This is a genomic window from Streptomyces sp. NPDC048604, assembly GCF_043199435.1.
Classification (GTDB): domain Bacteria; phylum Actinomycetota; class Actinomycetes; order Streptomycetales; family Streptomycetaceae; genus Streptomyces.
Genome location: NZ_JBICVX010000005.1, coordinates 403,985 through 420,194, shown reverse-complemented (window position 1 = coordinate 420,194; position 16,210 = coordinate 403,985). Strand labels below are relative to the sequence as shown.

16 protein-coding genes and 1 pseudogene are annotated in these 16,210 nt (G+C 71.0%); 12 read left to right on the top strand and 5 right to left on the bottom strand.

Annotation, left to right across the window (positions count from 1 at the left end; genetic code table 11):
- On the bottom strand, positions 1–393 hold the full coding sequence (locus tag ACGFMM_RS13800) for a PLD nuclease N-terminal domain-containing protein (protein WP_393646183.1): 393 nt from the start codon (positions 391–393) through the stop codon (positions 1–3).
- An 89-nt stretch (positions 394–482) separates the two neighbouring features.
- Between ACGFMM_RS13800 and ACGFMM_RS13795 the strand changes: the two genes are divergently transcribed.
- Genes ACGFMM_RS13795 through ACGFMM_RS13785 form a run of 3 tightly spaced genes read left to right on the top strand, consistent with a single transcriptional unit; the run spans position 483 to position 3,552 of the window.
- Complete coding sequence (locus ACGFMM_RS13795) at positions 483–1,940, top strand: menaquinone biosynthesis decarboxylase (RefSeq protein ID WP_393646181.1); 1,458 nt, start codon at positions 483–485, stop codon at positions 1,938–1,940.
- Positions 1,937–2,839 (top strand): menaquinone biosynthesis prenyltransferase MqnP, encoded by a 903-nt coding sequence (gene mqnP / locus ACGFMM_RS13790; protein WP_393646179.1) that lies wholly within the window; start codon positions 1,937–1,939, stop codon positions 2,837–2,839. Before ACGFMM_RS13795 ends, mqnP begins: the two co-directional genes overlap by 4 nt.
- Positions 2,840–2,841: 2 nt before the next feature.
- Positions 2,842–3,552, top strand: coding sequence for a UbiX family flavin prenyltransferase (locus ACGFMM_RS13785; protein ID WP_393646177.1), 711 nt, complete (start codon positions 2,842–2,844; stop codon positions 3,550–3,552).
- Here ACGFMM_RS13785 and ACGFMM_RS13780 read toward each other — a convergent pair.
- Positions 3,549–3,686 (bottom strand): hypothetical protein, encoded by a 138-nt coding sequence (locus tag ACGFMM_RS13780; protein ID WP_393646175.1) that lies wholly within the window; start codon positions 3,684–3,686, stop codon positions 3,549–3,551. The genes ACGFMM_RS13785 and ACGFMM_RS13780 overlap by 4 nt on opposite strands.
- Before the next feature lie 114 nt (positions 3,687–3,800).
- Between ACGFMM_RS13780 and ACGFMM_RS13775 the strand changes: the two genes are divergently transcribed.
- The 5 genes from ACGFMM_RS13775 to ACGFMM_RS13755 all read left to right on the top strand — a co-directional run bounded on the left by ACGFMM_RS13775 (position 3,801) and on the right by ACGFMM_RS13755 (position 8,051).
- Positions 3,801–4,256, top strand: coding sequence for an Lrp/AsnC family transcriptional regulator (locus ACGFMM_RS13775; protein WP_393646173.1), 456 nt, complete (start codon positions 3,801–3,803; stop codon positions 4,254–4,256).
- A gap of 57 nt (positions 4,257–4,313) precedes the next feature.
- Positions 4,314–5,477, top strand: coding sequence for an aminofutalosine synthase MqnE (mqnE, locus tag ACGFMM_RS13770; protein ID WP_393646171.1), 1,164 nt, complete (start codon positions 4,314–4,316; stop codon positions 5,475–5,477).
- A gap of 4 nt (positions 5,478–5,481) precedes the next feature.
- Positions 5,482–6,006: a GNAT family N-acetyltransferase gene (locus tag ACGFMM_RS13765; protein ID WP_393646169.1), complete on the top strand. Its 525-nt coding sequence runs from the start codon at positions 5,482–5,484 to the stop codon at positions 6,004–6,006.
- A 50-nt stretch (positions 6,007–6,056) separates the two neighbouring features.
- Positions 6,057–6,350, top strand: coding sequence for a DUF4229 domain-containing protein (locus tag ACGFMM_RS13760; RefSeq protein ID WP_393646168.1), 294 nt, complete (start codon positions 6,057–6,059; stop codon positions 6,348–6,350).
- 309 nt (positions 6,351–6,659) lie between these two features.
- Positions 6,660–8,051 carry a dicarboxylate/amino acid:cation symporter gene (locus tag ACGFMM_RS13755; RefSeq protein WP_393646166.1) on the top strand — a complete coding sequence of 464 codons (1,392 nt, stop codon included), beginning with the start codon at positions 6,660–6,662 and terminating at the stop codon, positions 8,049–8,051.
- A gap of 70 nt (positions 8,052–8,121) precedes the next feature.
- On the opposite strand, the gene ACGFMM_RS13750 is transcribed toward ACGFMM_RS13755, so the two are convergent.
- Complete coding sequence (locus ACGFMM_RS13750) at positions 8,122–8,355, bottom strand: hypothetical protein (protein WP_393646164.1); 234 nt, start codon at positions 8,353–8,355, stop codon at positions 8,122–8,124.
- Between the two features lie 238 nt (positions 8,356–8,593).
- On the opposite strand from ACGFMM_RS13750, the gene ACGFMM_RS13745 reads away from it, so the two are divergent.
- The gene (locus ACGFMM_RS13745) at positions 8,594–9,214 is read left to right on the top strand and encodes a TetR/AcrR family transcriptional regulator (protein ID WP_393646319.1); all 621 of its coding nucleotides are present in this window, start codon (positions 8,594–8,596) and stop codon (positions 9,212–9,214) included.
- On the opposite strand, the gene ACGFMM_RS13740 is transcribed toward ACGFMM_RS13745, so the two are convergent.
- Together ACGFMM_RS13740 and ACGFMM_RS13735 are read right to left on the bottom strand one after the other, a co-directional pair.
- Positions 9,183–10,004 carry a MaoC family dehydratase gene (locus tag ACGFMM_RS13740; protein ID WP_393646162.1) on the bottom strand — a complete coding sequence of 274 codons (822 nt, stop codon included), beginning with the start codon at positions 10,002–10,004 and terminating at the stop codon, positions 9,183–9,185. The two genes, ACGFMM_RS13745 and ACGFMM_RS13740, sit on opposite strands and share 32 nt — an antisense overlap.
- Positions 10,005–10,007: 3 nt before the next feature.
- Positions 10,008–11,324 (bottom strand): 3-oxoacyl-ACP reductase, encoded by a 1,317-nt coding sequence (locus ACGFMM_RS13735; RefSeq protein ID WP_393646160.1) that lies wholly within the window; start codon positions 11,322–11,324, stop codon positions 10,008–10,010.
- Positions 11,325–11,405: 81 nt separating this feature from the next.
- Between ACGFMM_RS13735 and ACGFMM_RS13730 the strand changes: the two are divergent.
- The 3 genes and pseudogenes from ACGFMM_RS13730 to ACGFMM_RS13720 form a co-directional block, all read left to right on the top strand.
- Positions 11,406–11,612 (top strand): annotated as a pseudogene (locus ACGFMM_RS13730) (acetyl-CoA C-acyltransferase); the annotation flags it as partial.
- A 60-nt stretch (positions 11,613–11,672) separates the two neighbouring features.
- Positions 11,673–13,691, top strand: a complete 2,019-nt coding sequence (locus ACGFMM_RS13725) for an AMP-dependent synthetase/ligase (RefSeq protein ID WP_393646158.1) — start codon at positions 11,673–11,675, stop codon at positions 13,689–13,691.
- 255 nt (positions 13,692–13,946) lie between these two features.
- The gene (locus tag ACGFMM_RS13720) at positions 13,947–16,208 is read left to right on the top strand and encodes a Tox-REase-5 domain-containing protein (protein ID WP_393646156.1); all 2,262 of its coding nucleotides are present in this window, start codon (positions 13,947–13,949) and stop codon (positions 16,206–16,208) included.
- Positions 16,209–16,210: the final 2 nt, after the last annotated feature.

Here is a 16,210-nt window from a genome sequence, read left to right as displayed (position 1 = left end):
TCAGGACTTCTCGCCGCCGTCCCCGTCCTGTTCGCGCTTCTTCAGCTCCTCCTCGCGGCGGCGCAGGTCCGCCTCCCAGTCCTTGAGGAGCGACTCGTCCTTCTTGTTGTCCTCGCGCAGGGACTTCAGGAAGTCGGGGTTGTCGTCGGGCGCGACCCACTCGTGCCGGTGGTTGCGGTGCCACTCGGAGGGCGTACGGCCGTTCGCGGGAGGGTTGCGCACCTTGCCGGCGGCGAACCAGGCGATGGGGCCGACGATCCAGAAGAGCAGGACGATGAAGATCCAGGCGATCTTGGGGAGGTGCCGCGCCTCGTCCTCGGGGGTGTTGAGGCAGTCGATGACGGCGTAGATCGTCAGTGCCAGCGGCAGGATGTACATCAACGCCCTGAGCATGCGGGACAGCCCCCTGAAAGCGATGGCGGGGCGTGTTCGAACGGCCCCGGTGACAACTCCAGCCTAGCCCGTGACCGATACTTGCCCCTATGGCTTACGACGATCTCCGCTCGCTGCTCAGGGCTCTGGAACGCGAAGGCGACCTCAAGCGCATCAAGGCCGAAGTCGATCCGTACCTGGAGGTCGGGGAGATCGTCGACCGGGTCCAGAAGTCCGGGGGCCCGGCGCTGCTCTTCGAGAACGTCAAGGGCTCCTCGATGCCCCTGGCCATGAACGTGTTCGGCACCGACCGCCGGCTCCTCAAGGCACTCGGCCTGAAGTCCTACGACGAGATCAGCGACAAGGTCGCCGGGCTGCTCAAGCCCGAGCTGCCCAAGGGCTTCATCGGCGTCCGCGAGGCCTTCGGCAAGCTCGGCGCGATGGCGCACGTACCGCCGAAGAAGGTGAAGTCCGAGAACGCCCCGGTGCAGGAGGTCGTCCTCACCGGCGACGACGTCGACCTGGACAAGCTGCCGGCCCTGTTCACCTGGCCCAAGGACGGCGGCTCGTTCTTCAACCTGGGCCTGACCCACACCAAGCACCCCGAGAACGGCATCCGCAACCTCGGTCTGTACCGGCTGCAGCGCCACGACAAGCGCACCATCGGCATGCACTGGCAGATCCACAAGGACAGCCGCAACCACTACCAGGTGGCCGCCCGGCGCGGCGAGAAGCTGCCGATCGCCATCGCCTTCGGCGCGCCGCCGGCCGTCACGTACGCCTCCACCGCGCCGCTGCCGGAGGACATCGACGAGTACCTGTTCGCGGGCTTCCTGCAGGGCAAGAGGGTCGAGATGGTCGACTGCAAGACCGTGCCGCTGCAGGTGCCGGCCGACGCCGAGGTCGTCCTTGAGGGCTGGCTGGAGCCCGGCGAGATGCTGCCGGAGGGCCCGTTCGGCGACCACACCGGCTTCTACACGCCGCAGGAGCCGTTCCCCGCCCTGAAGATCGACTGCGTGACGATGCGGAAGCGTCCGCTGCTGCAGTCGATCGTGGTCGGCCGTCCGCCGACGGAGGACGGCCCGCTGGGCCGGGCCACGGAGCGGTTCTTCCTGCCGCTGCTGAAGATCATCGTGCCGGACATCGTGGACTACCACCTGCCCGAGTCGGGCGGCTTCCACAACTGCATCATCGTCTCGATCGACAAGAAGTACCCCAAGCACGCGCAGAAGGTCATGAACGCGATCTGGGGCGCGCACATGCTCTCCCTGGAGAAGCTGATCGTGGTCGTCGACGCGGACTGCGACGTGCACGACTACCACGAGGTGTCGTGGCGGGCGCTCGGCAACGTCGACTACGCACGCGACGTACTGATCACCGAAGGCCCGGTCGACCACCTCGACCACGCCTCCTACCAGCAGTTCTGGGGCGGCAAGATGGGCATCGACGCGACGAGGAAGCTGCCCGAGGAGGGCTACACCCGGGACGGCGGCTGGCCGGACATGGTGGAGTCCGACCCGGCGACGGCCGCGCTCGTGGACCGCCGCTGGAAGGAGTACGGGCTGTGACCACGGCCGCGGTGCCCGGCGCGCGGCCGGGCCGGACGAAGGCGTTCCTGCGCCTGGTGATGATCGAGCACTCGGTCTTCGCCCTGCCGTTCGCGTACATCGCCTCGCTCACCGCGATGTTCCAGCTGGACCGGAAGATCCACTGGTGGACGCTGTTCCTGGTGACGGTGTGCATGGTGGGCCTGCGGACCTTCGCGATGGCCTGCAACCGGATCATCGACCGGGAGATCGACGCGCGTAACCCGCGCACCGCGAACCGGGAGCTGGTGACCGGCGCGGTGTCCGTGCGCTCGGCGTGGACCGGGGCGGGCATCGCGGTCGTCGTCTTCCTGGGCGCGGCGGCGCTGCTGAACCCGCTGTGCCTGGCGCTCGCGCCGCTCGCCGTGGTGCCGATGGTGGTCTACCCGTACGGGAAGCGGTTCACGAACTTCCCGCACGCGATCCTGGGCCTGGCGCAGTCGATGGGCCCGATCGGGGCCTGGCTGGCGGTGACCGGCTCGTGGTCGTGGGACGCCGTGATCCTGGGTCTCGCGGTGGGCATCTGGATCGGCGGCTTCGACCTGATCTTCGCCTGCCAGGACGTGCAGGCGGACCGCGCCGAGGGCGTCATGTCGGTGCCGGCCCGCTTCGGCATCCCGGCGGCCCTGTGGGGCGCGCGGGCCTCGGCGGCGGTGACCACGGCGCTGCTGGTCTGGTACGCGCTGGCGACGGACGCGGGGCTGTTCTTCTGGCTCGGCCTGGTGATCGTCGTGGCGGCCTTCTGCTACGAGCACACCATCGTGAAGCCGCACGACCTGTCGCGGCTCAACCGGGCGTTCTTCACCACGAACGGCTTCATCGGGATCACTCTGTTCGTGTGCGCCCTGCTGGACCTGCTGGTGCGCGGGCTCACCCTGTAGTCGTGCCGGATAGTCTCGACGGCGTGGAGCGGGAAGTGGATCAGCAGGCGGGGGAGAAGCGCCGGCCCTGGGTGGTCGGGGTGTCCGGGGCGTCCGGGACGCCGTATGCCGCCGCGGTGTTGCGGGGGCTGCTGGCGGCGGGGGAGAGCGTGGACCTGGTGGTCTCGCGGGCCTCGCGGCTGACGCTGCTCGACGAGACCGGGATCTCGTTCCGGGACGCGCACTGGCGCGAGGACCTGAGGACCTGGCTGGCGCGGGGCGCGGACGGGAAGCCGGACGCGTTCGACGTGCCGGTGGACGACGTGCGGTACTGGGCGGCCGGCGATCTGGCCGCGGGGCCGTCCTCGGGCTCGTACCCCGTGAAGGGGATGCTGATCGTGCCCGCGTCGACGGCCGCGGTGGCGGGTGTGGCGCTGGGCCTGTCGAAGGACCTGCTGCAGCGGGCGGCGAGCGTGATGCTGAAGGAGCGCCGGCCGCTGGTGGTCGCCGTGCGGGAGACCCCGCTGAACGGGCAGACGCTGAAGCACCTGGTGACGCTGGACGAGGCGGGCGCAGTGGTGCTGCCCGCCTCGCCGGCGTTCTACGCGGGGGCGACGCACATCCAGGATCTGGTGGACTTCGTCGCCGGGCGGGCGCTCGACGCGGCAGGGGTGCCGCACGTGCTGTACCGCCGGTGGAAGGGAGAGCTGGGAGGCGGCTCTCGTGTCGATTAGCGCTTCTTGGCGGCGCGCTTGTTCCGCGCGCGCTTCGAGGCGGCCGGCTGGTGGGCACGCGAGCGGTTGGCCAGGTCCTGCAGCTCGCGCATACGGGCGTAGGCCATCTCGATCGTGTACACGGTGAACACCACTCCTGAAAGATCGTCTTTGATCAGCTGAAAGATTCACAGGGTGTCGACCCCTGTGTACCTTAGATTCTATACCTAAACTCGCGGTATCGCTGGACAATGGAAGGCTTCAGACCTATGGACGCCGTGGACAGGCAGCTCATCCAGGCCCTCCGGGAGAACGGCCGGGCCTCGTACGCCGAGCTCGGCCGCCTCGTCGGGCTCTCCGGCCCCTCCGTCACCGACCGCATCAACCGCCTGGAGGCCGCGGGTGTCATCACCGGCTACCGCGCCACCGTCGACGCCGCCTCGCTCGGCCTCGGCGTCACCGCGCTGATCGGCATCTCCCTCTCCGACGCCGCCGACCACGAGGACGTGGCCCGCCGGCTGAAGGACCTCGCCGAGATCGAGGACTGCTGGTTCATCGCCGGCGACGACTCGTTCATGCTCAAGGTCCGCGTCAACGACGTGGACGGCCTGGAGAAGACGATCCGCCGGCTCAGCGGCACCAAGGGCGTCTCGCGGACCCGCACCACGATCGTGCTCTCCACCAAGTGGGAGAACCGCGTCGGGGACCTGCCGCCCGAGGCCTGAGGGTCCAGCGAGTACGGTGGTGGAGCCTGATTTCGGAGACATGGGAGGCGGCGGCAAATGGACGCTGGGCTCAAGCGGGAGCTGGAGCAGAAGGTGCTCGCCGGTGAGCGGCTGAGCCGCGAGGACGGCATCGCGCTCTACGCGTCCGACGACCTCGCCTGGCTCGGCGGGCTGGCCCACGAGGTGCGGACCCGCAAGAACGGGGACGTGGTCCACTTCAACGTCAACCGTCACCTCAACATGACGAACGTGTGCACCGCCTCCTGCGCGTACTGCTCGTTCCAGCGCAAGCCGGGCGAGAAGGACGCGTACACGATGCGCATCGAGGAGGCCGTCCGCCTCGCCAAGGCGATGGAGGGCGAGAACCTCACCGAGCTGCACATCGTCAACGGGCTCCACCCCAACCTGCCGTGGCGCTACTACCCGCGGTCGCTGAGCGAGCTGAAGAAGGCGCTGCCGAACGTCTCGCTCAAGGCCTTCACGGCCACCGAGATCCACCACTTCGAGACCATCTCCGGGCTCAGCGCCTCCGAGATCCTCGACGAGCTGATCGAGGCCGGCCTGGAGTCGCTCACCGGCGGCGGCGCCGAGATCTTCGACTGGGAGGTCCGGCAGCACATCGTGGACCACCGCACCCACTGGGAGGACTGGTCCCGGATTCACCGCCTGGCGCACGAGAAGGGTCTGAAGACCCCGTGCACCATGCTCTACGGCCACATCGAGGAGCCGCGCCACCGCGTGGACCACGTGCTGCGGCTGCGCGAGCTCCAGGACGAGACCGGCGGCTTCCAGGTCTTCATCCCGCTGCGGTACCAGCACGACTTCGTGGACATGAAGGACGGCAAGATCCGCAACCGGCTCCAGGCGCGGACCACGATGGCGACCGGCGCGGAGGCCCTGAAGACCTTCGCGGTCTCCCGGCTGCTCTTCGACAACGTGCCGCACGTCAAGGTCTTCTGGGTGATGCACGGCGTGCAGACCGCCCAGCTGGCGCTCCAGCACGGCGCGGACGACATGGACGGCTCCGTCGTCGAGTACAAGATCACGCACGACGCCGACGACTACGGCACCCCGAACAAGCTCACCCGGGAAGACCTCCTGGAGCTGATCAAGGACGCCGGCTTCCGCCCGGTCGAGCGCAACACCCGGTACGAGGTCATCCGCGAGTACCCGGGCCCGGACGCCGGACTGCGCGAGTCGCCCCAGCCGATGCGCGTCTGACGTTGTGGCGCTGACCTTCGAGCTGGACCCCGCCGTGGACGCCGCCCTCCAGGACGGCGTCCTGCGGCTGTGGGCCGACGTGTCCCGGGCCGGCGGCGCGGTCGGGTTCGTCCCGCCGGTGACGCCGGAGGAGATACGCCCGTCCCTCGACGCCCACCTCGTGGCCATGGCGGAGGGCCGGACCCGGCTGCTCGTCGGGTACGACGGGGCCGGCGCGGTCGCGGCGACGGCCTTCGTCACGTACAACACCCACCGGCTGATGCGGCACTGGGTCTGGGCGTACACCGTGATGGTCCACCCCTCCCACCAGGGCAAGGGGTACGGACGCGACCTGATGGCCGCGGTCGAGCGGGAGGTCCGCGGCTTCGAGGGGATCGACGCGATCCGCCTCACCTGCCGGGGCGGCACGGGCGCGGACGCGTTCTACGCGGCCTGCGGCTACAAGGAGGTCGGGCGAGTCCCGGCGGCGATCCGGGTGGCCGAGGGCGACGACCGGGACGACGTCATCATGCTCCTCCCGCTGAATTGATCGATTTCGGCACATGTTTCACTGTTCGTAGTCCACAGAAAGGGGCCGTCGTGTCCGCCAACGGCACGGGTGCAGCCACCCTCCGGTACACCCTCATGCGGCTCGGCGTGTTCGTCGGCTGCTTCCTCGCCCTGTGGGGCCTGGTCTACGCCGGCGTCCTGCCGCGCGGACTCGGCGACTCGAACCTGCTGTGGGTGCTGCTGCTGTCCATCGTGGTCTCCGCGCCGCTCAGCTTCGTCCTGCTGCGCAAGCAGCGCGACGCGATGTCCGAGCAGATCGTGACGAAGGTCGACAAGGCGAAGGGCCGCCTGGAGGCGGCCCGTTCGCAGGAGGACGCGGCATAAATGCGCGCGGCGTAGCCGCTCCAGGGAGCCGACGCTTGCGTCGGGGTAAGCTTCCTCACAGCTCACACCCCTGTCATGAGCCTCGAAGGCTCCTGACCGGGGTGTTCTGCGTTTCGCAGGCGACGAGGGGCTCCGCACACCTCAAAGAACAGCTTTGAGGATCTCAAAGTTCAAGTGTTAACGTACGGGCATGACGACCGCAGTGCGCCTCCCCGATGCCATGAGCACCCCGCTCGTGGCGCGCCTGCATGTCGACCTGTGCCGCTGTATGTCCGCGGTCTGTCGCCGCGTGCTCTGACCCCGGCAGCCATGCAGCGGCGCCGCCCCCTCCGTGCGCGGGCGCCGCATTCCGTTCCCCTCCCCCTTGAACGCACCTGTGGAGTGTGTCCGTTGTCCGCGTCCAAGCGCATACCCAAGATCCCGTTCTGGGCCCAGATCGTGGCCGGTCTGGCCATCGGCGTCCTGCTCGGCTGGCTCGCCCGCAGCCAGGACGTCAGCTGGCTGAAGGAGACCCTGACGCAGGTCGGCGGCATCTTCGTCCAGCTGCTCAAGCTCGCCGTCGCGCCGCTCGTCTTCTTCGCGATCCTGGTGTCGATCACCAACCTGCGGAAGGTCAACAACGCGGCCCGGCTGGCCGCGCAGACCCTCGTCTGGTTCATGATCACCTCGCTGATCGCCGTCGCGATCGGCCTGACCATCGGCCTGATCACCAACCCCGGCGCCGGCACCGGCCTCACGCCGAAGGACGGCAAGGCGCCCGAACACCAGGGCAGCTGGATCGACTTCCTCACCGGGATCATCCCGACGGACGTCATCACCCCCTTCACCGAGCTGAACGTCCTGCAGATCGTCTTCATGGCCGCCGTCGCCGGCATCGCCGCGCTGAAGCTCGGCGAGAAGGCCCAGCCGATCCTGAACCTGTCCGAGTCGGTTCTGGAGCTGCTGCAGAAGGCCCTGTGGTGGGTCATCCGGCTCGCCCCCATCGGCACCGCCGGCCTCATCGGCAACGCGATCGTCGAGTACGGCTGGGACCTGATCGCCAAGTACGCGACCTTCACCGCCGACGTCTACATCGGCTGCGCCCTGGTCCTGTTCGGCGTGTACCCGCTGCTGCTCGCGACCGTCGCCAAGGTCAACCCGCTGCAGTTCTTCAAGGGCGCCTGGCCCGCCATCCAGCTGGCCTTCGTCTCCCGCTCCTCCGTCGGCACCATGCCGGTCACCCAGCGCGTCACCGAGCGCCTCGGCGTCCCGAAGGAGTACGCGTCCTTCGCCGTGCCGTTCGGCGCGACGACGAAGATGGACGGCTGCGCCGCGATCTACCCGGCGCTCGCCGCGATCTTCATCGCGCAGATCTTCGACGTGCAGCTGGGCATCAAGGAGTACCTGCTCATCGCCTTCGTCTCGGTCATCGGCTCGGCGGCCACCGCCGGCCTGACCGGCGCGACGGTCATGCTGACCCTGACCCTCTCCACGCTCGGCCTCCCGCTGGAGGGCGTCGGCCTCCTGATGGCGATCGACCCGATCCTGGACATGATCCGCACCGCCACGAACGTGGCCGGTCAGGCGCTGGTCCCGGTGGTCGTCTCGGCCCGCGAGAAGATCCTGGACCTGGACGCGTACAACTCCGCGTCCGCGTCGCCGATCGACGAGGCGGAGTCGGCCGGCATCGAGCGAGAGGTCGCGGTGCCCGTCGCCGCGTAGGGCCTGCGCCCTGCATCGACACAAGCGCCCCGGATCCAGGTGGATCCGGGGCGCTTCGACATGCGAGGGGTCAGTAGAACATCCAGGCCGGGACGAGGTTGCCGTTGAAGGAGAACATCACTTCTCCGGCCACGCACGGCGGGTTCTGATTCGCCACGGCGGCCGCGTCGAAGGGGCTTCCGTAGTTGCCCATCCAACGCCATTGCTTGAGCGATCGCTGCGCGGCGATGCTCTGCTTGATCGCGGCCCCTTCCTCCACGGAAAGGACTCGATCAGCGGCGATTTCCTCGTTCTGATTGGCCATGCCGCTCCTCCTGTTGCGGTAGCTGACTGTAACGGTCAACTACAGAGTGTGTCCGGTCGTGCTGATGTGCTAGACACGAGGTCGGCGTGTCGGCCGAAGAAGCGCGAGGTCCACCGCAATGGCCCTGGCGCCGGTGGTCGTGTCGGCCCGCGAGCAGGCACGTACGCTTTCGACGGAGAGTCATCAGCAGGTGGGGGCGGTAAGGATGTCCGAGGTGGGCGGCGCGAGGGGCAAGCGGATGCCGCGCGCGGTGCGCGAGCAGCAGATGATGGACGCCGCCGTGCAGACGTTCGGACAGCGGGGGTACCAGAACGCGTCCATGGACGAGATCGCCGAACTGGCGGGCGTGTCCAAGCCGCTGGTGTATCTGTACCTGAACTCCAAGGAGGAGCTCTTCGTCGCCTGCATCCGGCGGGAGACGAAGACGCTGCTCGACGCGGTGCGGTCCGCGGTGAAGCCGGGGCTGCCGGCGGACGAGCAGCTGTGGGCCGGGCTGCTGGCGTTCTTCACGCACACCGCGGACAACCCCGACGGGTGGGCGGTGCTGAGCCGGCAGGCCCGTACGGAGCCGTTCGCGGCCGAGGCCGCGTTGATGCGGGACGAGATCGTGGCGTACGTGGCCACGCTGATCGGGGCGGCGGCGCAGGAGACCCACCGGGCCACCGACCGCGATCCCGAGCTCGCCGAGCGGGACGTGGCCGGTCTGTCCCAGGCGCTCGTCGGCGCGGCGGAGTCGCTGGCGATCTGGGCCAACGAGACGCCGGGCATGACGGCCTGGGAGGCGGCGGCGACGCTGATGAACTTCGCCTGGGCGGGCCTCGGCAACCTCATGCAGAGCGAGCGCTGGTCTCCCCGCTGAGGTGTACGCGCTCGCCCGAGCGCAGCTGGAACGCGCCGGTGGCCGGGTCCGCGGCGTACGTGACGGTGGCGGGGAGCAGGACCGGGGCGCGGAACCGCGCCTGTGCGCGGGTGACCCCGTCGTGTTCCGCCAGGCAGCGCGCGAACGTCCACATGCCGTGGGCGATGGCCCGGGGGAAGCCGAAGGCCCTGGCCGTGAGCGGGTGCAGGTGGATGGGGTTCCGGTCGCCGGAGACGGCTCCGTACCGCCGTCCCAGGCCGGCGGGGAGCCGCCATTCCGTGACGGCGGGGAGGAGCGGGGCGTCGGACGCGGTGCCGGGCGCGGTGTCGCCCTGGTGCGCTGTGGAGTGGCGGGCCAGGTAGCCGCTGCGGGACTCCCAGACCAGTTCGCCCGCTACCCGCGCCTCCGTCACGATCGTGACCTCCGTGCCGCGGCGGTGGGGCGTCAGGGACTCGGCGTGGACGGTGAGGTGCAGGCGGTCGGCGGCGGTGAGGGGTGCGTGCCGGTCGAGGGTGATCCAGGTGTGGACCAGGCCCAGGAGCGGGAGCGGGAAGTCGCGACGGCTCATGAGCCGCATGGCCAGGGGGAAGCCCAGGACGTGGGGGTAGGGGAGGGGGAGCGTGCCGTCTCCTCGCCCGGTGAAGCCGCAGAGTTCGGCGTAGCGGGTCAGGCGGGCCGGGGCCGGTACGGCCTCCCGGGTGAGGCGGACCTGGGGGAGCGGGGCCTCCGGGTGGGGGCGCTTCAGGGGCGTGGCGGCCACCGCGGCCGCCAGGGCAGGCAAGGTGCGCATGCGTCACGCGCCCAGGAGGCTCTGGCCGCAGACGCGGACCGTCTGGCCGTTGACCGGGGTGGAGGCGGGGTGGGCCAGCCAGGCCGTCGTCTCGGCCACGTCCACCGGGTCGCCGCCCTGCGCCAGGGAGTTCATGCGGCGGCCCGCCTCGCGGATGAGGAGGGGCACGGCCGCCGTCATCTTCGTCTCGATGAAGCCCGGCGCGACCGCGTTCACCGTCACCCCGTGTTCCGCGTACGCGCGCGGCGCGAGGGAGCGGACCAGGCCGATGACGCCCGCCTTGCTCGCCGCGTAGTTCGTCTGGCCGTTGTTGCCGGCGATGCCCGCGATGGACGCGGTCGCCACGATGCGGCCGCCGGCCCGTAGCGTGCCGGTCTTCAGGAGGGCGTCCGTGGTGTCCAGGACCGAGGTCAGATTCACGGCGATCACCGATGCCCAGCGAGCCGCGTCCATGTTGGCCAGGCGCCGGTCCCGGGTGATGCCCGCGTTGTGGACGAGGACGTCCAGACCGGCGGACGCCTCCGCCGTGATCCGGTCCGCGGCGTCCGGCGCCGTGATGTCCAGCGCCAGCGCGGTGCCGCCCAGTCGTGCCGCCGTGCGCTCCAGGTCCTCGCCCGCCTGGGGGACGTCCAGGCAGATCACCCGCGCCCCGTCGCGCGCGAGGGTCGCCGCCACCGCCGCGCCGATGCCGCGTGCGGCGCCGGTGACCAGGGCGGTGCGGCCGGAGAGCGGCCGGTCCCAGTCGGCGACGGCACCGGGCTCGGCGTCCGTGACCGTGACGGCCTGCCCGCTCACGTACGCGGACTTCGGCGACAGCAGGAACCGCAGCGTGGACTCCGCGGCCCCCGCCCCGCCCTCGATCCGTACGAGGTTGACGGTGACGCCCCGGCCGGCCTCCTTGCCCAGCGAGCGCACGAAGCCCTCCAGCCCCTGCTGTACCGCCGCCTGGTGATGGTCCGTCGGAGACGGGACCGCGCCGAGGACGACGATGCGTCCGCTCGTCGTGACCGACCGCACGACCGGGTGCAGAGCCGCGTGCACCTCGGCGAGCCCGGCCGGGTCGGCGACGCCGGTCGCGTCGAGCACCACCGCGGCCACGGGGCCGTTCCCGCAGCCCGCCGGCAGGCCGGTACGCGCGAGGACCGCGGCCAGTTCCTCCGTACGGGTCGACCGGCCCGCCGTCAGGTGCAGCAACGCCCCCTCCAGGTGCGGCCGTTCCGCCGACCAGCGGTGCAGCGTCGCGGGCTGCGGCAGGCCGAGCCTGCGGGTGAGGAGACGGCCGGCGGGGGTACCGGTGAAGTGCAGATAGCGGTCGGCCATTTGTCCAGACTCCCTGCGCGGTCGTGGATTTACCGTAGAGTAAGGTTACTCATGGGTCAGGAGTTGGTCGAGATGCCGTCGAAGCGGGGCCTGGCCGCTGTGCCGCGGCACAGTCTCGACGTCGCGGGCTCCTCACTTGCGACGGGGCATCCCTGCGCGGCCACCGGTGCCCGTATCGTGGCAATGCTCGCCAAGCTGCTGTCGGAGCGGGACACTCCCGGCCGCGGCCTGATCTCGATCAGCGCGGCGGGCGGCCAGGGCGTGACAGCGATCCTCGAACGCCCCTGACGCGTACGCCTCCACAGGCGCCCGTGCGCCCACCCGGTGCCGTGTGCCCACCCCGGCGCGATGCGCCCACCCGGTACCGTGCGCCCTCCCGGGTGCCGTACACCCCTCCCTCCCCCTCCCCACCCCTGCACGCCCCCGCACCAGGAGTCCCGCACGACCCCACCCACCTCAGACGAACCCGAGGAGCCGCTCGTGTCCGCCGCCGCCCCCGTCCCGCCCCGCACGCTCGTCGTCGACGGCCGCGTCCGAGAGGCGTACGTCCCCCCGCTCGTCGCCCGCCCCCGGCGTGGCTCGCTCGCCGACCTGCCGTACGACAACGCCCGCGAGGCCCCCGACGCCGTCGTCATCACCCGCAAGCGCCCGGACGGCGCCTGGGAGGACGTCACCGCGGGCCGTTTCGCGGCCGAGGTGCACTCCGTCGCCAAGGGCCTGATCGCGGAGGGGCTCCAGCCCGGCGACCGCATCGCGATCATGGCGCGGACGACGTACGAGTGGACCCTGCTCGACTTCGCCGCCTGGGCCGCCGGCCTGGTCACCGTCCCGGTCTACCCGAGCTCCTCCGCGTTCCAGACCCGCTGGATCCTGCAGGACTCCGGGGCCGTCGCCTGCGCCGTCGAGGGCATGGAGCAGGCCCGCGTGGTCTCCGCCGAGCGCCGCCAGATACCCGGCCTGACCCACCTCTGGGTCTTCGGCACCGGAGTGATCGACAAGCTGCGGCGGGCCGGCGCGCACGTCCCCGACGAGGCGGTCACCGCCCGCCGGGGTCTGCTCACCCCCGACACCATCGCCACGCTCATCTACACCTCGGGCACCACCGGCCGCCCCAAGGGCTGCGCGCTGACGCACGCCAACTTCTACGCCGAGGCCGACAACGCGGTCGAACTGCTGCACCCGGTCTTCCGCACGCTGATCGGCAAGGAGCCGCCGTCCACGCTGCTGTTCCTGCCGCTGGCGCACGTCTTCGGGCGGATGGTCGCCATCGGCTGTCTGCGCGCCCGGGTCCGGATCGGCCACGCGCCCTCGATCGACAGCGACGACCTCCTCGACGACCTGGCCGCGTTCCGGCCGACGTTCCTCGTGGCGATCCCGTACCTCCTGGAGAAGGTCTTCAACTCGGCCCGCGCGAGCGCCGAACGCAGCGGCCGCGCGGGGTCGTTCGACCGCGCGTCGAAGGTGGCGCGCAAGTACGGCGAGGCCCGCGAGGCCGACCGGGCGTCCTTCTCGCTGAAGGCCGCGCGGGCCGTGTACGACCAGCTGGTCTACCGCCGCATCCGGGCCGCGCTCGGCGGGCAGGTGCGGCACGTCATCTGCGGCGGCTCGCCGCTCGGGCAGCGGCTCGCGGCGTTCTACGCGGGCGCGGGCATCGAGGTGTACGAGGGGTACGGACTGACGGAGACCACCGCGGCGGCCACCATCACCCCGCCGATGGCCGCGCGGACCGGCACGGTCGGCTGGCCGCTGCCGGGCACGGCGGTGCGGATCGCGGACGACGGCGAGGTGTGGCTCAAGGGCGAGGTGGTCTTCGCCGGGTACTGGGACGCGCAGCAGGGCGCGGCCCTGCCGTACACGGCGGACGGCTGGTTCCCGACCGGGGACATCGGCGACCTGGACGGGCAGGGCTATCTGCGGATCACCGGCCGGAAGAAGGAGATCATCATCACCTCGGCGGGCAAGAACGTCGCCCCGGCCCCGCTGGAGGACTGGCTGCGCGCCCACCCGCTGATCGGCCAGGCGGTGGTGGTCGGCGACCGCCGCCCGTACGTGACCGCGCTCGTCGTCCTCGACCACGACGGGCTGGCGCACTGGCGGCGGATGCGGCAGAAGGACCACGTCTCGCTGCGCGACCTCGCGGCCGACCCGGATCTGCTCGCGGCCCTCCAACGCGCGGTGGACGAGGCCAACCGGCTGGTCTCGCGGGCCGAGGAGATCCGCCGGTTCCATGTGCTGACCCGGGAGTTCTCGGAGCGCAGCGGCCATCTCACCCCGTCGAAGAAGCTGAAGCGGCGGGCGATCCTGCGCGACTTCTCACGGGAGATCGAGGAGATGTACCGCGAGGACGGGGCGGCGGGACGCCTCTGAAGTCCCTTGTTGCATACAGCAGTTCAGGATTTGGGCCTACGGGCCCATGACGTGCGGGGCTCCGGCCCGTAGCGTTGGCAGGCTTGAACTGTTGTGCGGCGACGGACTGTTGGGGGCAACGTGTCTGCGTTCGGCGGCGGCGTGTACACCGGCGGGGGAGCCGGCGGAGCCGGGGGATTCGGCGGCTATGCGCCGGCGCCGGCACCGGGCCCGGGCAGGCGCCGGAGCCTGCCCCGGGGCCTGGTGGTCACGCGCGTGCTCCTGTACGTCCTGCTCGCGGCGACGATCCTCGGCGGCCTGGGGATGTTCGGCTCCGCGCTCGCCGCGGACGCGGTGGGCGGGCAGCTGTTCGGCCTGCTCGCCTGGGGCGCGATACCCGGCGTCGCCGGCTGGTGGCTGGGCCGGCGGATCTGGACCGGCGGGGACCGCGTACGGTACGCGCTGCTCGGCGTCCAGGTCTGGCTGGCCCTCGGCGCGATCTCGAACATCGCGGCCGGCTCGGTGCACGGTTTCACCGCGCTGTTCGTACCGGCGCTGATCGTCTACTTCCTGACGCGGCCGGAGAGCACGGAGTGGTTCCGGCTCTCCGCGGACGAACGGCAGGCCGCCCCCGACCCGTTGTTCCGCCCGAACCGGGACCGCGGGCAGGGCGCGCTGGAGTACACCGGCCTGATCATCCTGGTCGCCGGCATCATCGCGGCGCTGCTGATGACGAATGTGGGCGGGACGCTCGCCGACGGCTTCCGCTCGGCGTTCTGCACGATCACCGGTACGGCCTGCCCGGATCCGTCCGGCAGCGAGACCCAGGCGGGCGACCAGGGGCCCGGCGGCCAGGGCCCGGACGGCCAGGGCCCGGACGGCCAGGGCCCGGACGGTCAAGGCCCGGGAGGCCAGGGCCCGGGAGGCGGCGACAGCTCGGGCGGTACGGGCGACCCCGGCGGTACCGACGGGTCCGATCCCACGCTCCCCGGCCGGAACAACCACGGCACCGGCCCCGACGGCAAGCCCACGGACACCCCGGACACGTACCCCGAGACCCGCCCCGAGCCGGAGGCCGCGTACGACGCGGTCGACGTCTCCGGGGAGGACGCGGACGGCGGCGGCGACGACGGCGGGGACGAGGAGGACTGCGGCGGCTGGGGCTTCTTCGGCTGCGCCTGGGACAAGGTGTACCAGGTCGGCGCGGGGCTGCTCGTCGACGGCGTGTGGGGCGATGTCACCGGCATCATCGACCTGTTCAAGCCGTCGACCTGGTCCGGCATGGCCGACTACTTCGGATCGCTCGGCGACCAGTGGGTGCAGGACTCCAAGGACGCCGGCCAGAAGTGGCGGGACGGCGACTACTTCGACGCGCTGACCGACTGGGGCGGCGCGTCGGTGAACACCGTCATCTCGTTCGGCGACGACATGTTCGTCGGCGACGAGGTCCGCGAGCGCTGGAACAACGGCGAGAAGACCCGCGCCGTCACCGACGTCGTGTGGAACGTCGGCTCGATGTTCATCCCCGGCTACAACGTCGCGAAGGTGTTCAGCAAGGGCGGCAAGCTCGGCAAGCTGGGCAGGATCGCCTCCGAGATCGCCGAGCACGCGGACGACGCGGGCGACGCCGCGAAGCGGGCCAAGAAGGCCGCGGACGCCGGCGACGTGGACGGCGCGCGGACCGCGGCCCGGGAGGCGGACGAGGCGGCCGACGAGGCCGAGGACAAGGCCCGCAGGTCCGGCTGCACGATCGCGTCCGGGCCGCCGCCCCGCCGCCCCTTCGCCGGGGTCGGCGGCTCCGGTACGGGCGTGCTCGCCGCGGCGGGCTCCCCGGACCACGTGATCCTCGCCGACGACGGCTGCGACGAGGAGGCCAAGGAGAACGCCCGCAAGGCCCGCGAGGAGGCCAACAAGGCGTGGGTGGAGCAGAAGCGGGCGGAGGAGCCGGAGCGGGCCCGCAAGGCCGCCGAGAAGATGGTGCAGTACCCGGAGCCCAGGCGGAACGACACCTCCGACCCGCGCAACTACCAGCCGCCGGAGTGGGCGGACGACCTCGCCACCCGCACGCTGGGCGACGCCGACAACGGCGACGGCTACTGGTCGAGCCGCAACCGCAACCCCGCGCCGAACTGGGCGAACGAGTCGTGGCTGCGGTACCAGGAGCAGATCACCGGCACCACGCGCGGCCAGGAGTACACGGTCCCGCACCCCAGGGAGGGCGAGAAGCCGGTCGACTACGACGGCTGGGACTCGTCCCGGCAGACGTATCTGGAGGCGAAGAACGGCTACGACAGCTTCCTGGCCCAGCCCGGGAAGACGGAGTTGACGCCGTCCGGCAAGAACACCTTCGTCACGGAGGCGAAGCGGCAGGTCGAGGCGGCACGGGGCAAGCCGGTGGAGTGGCACTTCTCGAACGAGGAGGTCATGAAGGCGGCCAAGAAGGCGTTCCGCGACGAGGGCCTGGACATCAAGTGCTCCTACACGCCGCGCAAGGACGTCGCCGGCGACAGGCGTCCTGAGCAGTTCGACCCCCAGTAGGG